General features: G+C 74.8%; 1 protein-coding gene and 1 riboswitch. The gene reads right to left on the bottom strand.

Annotation, left to right across the window (positions count from 1 at the left end; all coding sequences use genetic code 11):
- Positions 1 to 1,080, bottom strand: a 1,080-nt coding sequence (locus MXD58_RS26965; protein WP_250610649.1) for a cobaltochelatase subunit CobN, incomplete at its 3' end; no start/stop codon positions are given.
- A 41-nt stretch (positions 1,081 to 1,121) separates the two neighbouring features.
- Positions 1,122 to 1,351: riboswitch (cobalamin riboswitch) on the bottom strand.
- Between the last annotated feature and the right edge of the window lie 405 nt (positions 1,352 to 1,756).

Genomic DNA, 1,756 nt, shown 5'->3' with positions numbered 1-1,756 from the left:
CCCGGCGGGCGGGACGTGGCGCAGCCGGCCGTGCGCCACCGCGATGCCGGCGACCCGGTCCGCGCGCTCCGGGTCGGCGACGTAGCTGGTCAGACCGTCCGCGTCGACCTCCTTGAAGGAGAACGGGACGGTGATCAGGCGCCCGTCGAACTCGGGGATCGCGACCTGGGTGGCGGCGTCGAGGGGAGTCAGTCCCTCGTCGGACTCCGCCCACGTCGACCGGCTGCTGGTCAGGCACAGCCCCTGCAGGATCGGGATGTCCAGCCCGGCCAGGGCGCCGACGTCCCACGCCTCGTCGTCACCACCGGCGCCGACGTTCGCCGGTTGGCTGCCGCCGGCGGCGAGCACCGTGACGACCAGGGTGTCGACCCGGCCGAGGATGGCGAGCAGCGCCGGCTCGGCGGCGCGCAGCGACGCGCAGTACACCGCCAGCGCCGTCCCGCCGGCCCGCTCGACCGCGGCGCACAGCGCCTCGACGAACGCCGTGTTCCCGGCGACGTGATGCGCCCGGTAGTACAGGACGCCGATCACCGGCGCCGGCCCGTCCACCGGCGCCGGCCCGTCCACCGGCTCTGTCGCCGTGGCGCGGGCAGGGCGTTCCAGCACGCCCCAGCTCGGGGTGCTCACCGGCGGGGCGAAGCCGCCGCCGGTGAGCAGCAGCGTGTCGGCGAGGAAACGATGCAGCTCACGCAGGTTCGCCGGGCCGCCTTCGGCGAGGTAGGCGTGTGCCTCGGCGCACAGTCCGGCGGGCACGGTGGAGATCGCCATCAGCTCCGGGTCGGGCGTCCGCTCGCCGCCGAGGACGACCACCGGGCGCGGACCGGCGAGCAGTGCGTCCAGGCCGTCCTCCCACATCCTCCTTCCGCCGAGGATGCGCACAACGACGACGTCGACACCGTCGGTCAGCTCGGGCAGGTCGGCGACGTCGAGCCGGGCCGGGTTGGCGAGCCGGTAGCGGGCGTCACTGCCCCGCGCGGACAGCAGGTCGGTGTCCGAGGTCGACAGCAGAAGGACGGTCACGTCGAGGCCGTCTGGGTGGTTCAGGTCATCGTGAGCCGAATCGGGGCGCGCGGGGGTCATCGAGTTGCCTCTCCCGGAGATCCTCGTCCCCGTGTCAGCCAGGCGTGGTCGACGGCGAGCCGAGTCTCCCGGCTTGCGGGTACGCGCCGACGGCCCTGGGGCGGGCCGGTGACGCACGCTCGCCCCGGCCTTCCCGGCTCGGGCATCCGCGCCCGTGCCCGTGGCCGTGCCTGGGGTCTGCTTCCCGGTGACGGTGGCGGGACCGCGCCGGATTCGCACCGGACTTCCTCGCCGCTCGCCGTTCGTGGCCGCCTCACCATCGCAGAAAATCGCCCGCGACTGTCAAGGAATCCCCTTCGTCGACTCCGCCGCGGCTCCTCGGCGGCGTCCGCAACCCCCGCGACCTCCCGCTTCTTCGTCACGCACAGTTAAGTGGAACGCGGCGACCCGCCGCGCCGGCGCTGAGAGCGGCCGACACCGTCGGAGCCGACCGGTACCGACGGCACACCGGGCGTCGGCTCGACCGCCCGCGGTCAGGGTGGCACGCGTCGGCCCGCCGGGATCGTGGCGAGGTGTCCAGATCAACCGGCGCCCACCAGAACGGGCGCATATGCTCCGCCGGTGCCCACCAGCCCGCGGGAGCGTGCCCGTGATGCCTGCCCTGGGGTGCTGCGAACGCATCCGGCGGCCGACGGCGCCCTCGCGCGGCTGCGGCTGCCCGGCGGTGGGCTGGCCC

This window comes from Frankia sp. AgKG'84/4 (genome assembly GCF_023242965.2).
GTDB lineage: Bacteria > Actinomycetota > Actinomycetes > Frankiales > Frankiaceae > Frankia.
Note: the sequence above shows the minus strand (reverse complement) of the source record. Positions and strands in the feature narration are given on the sequence as shown.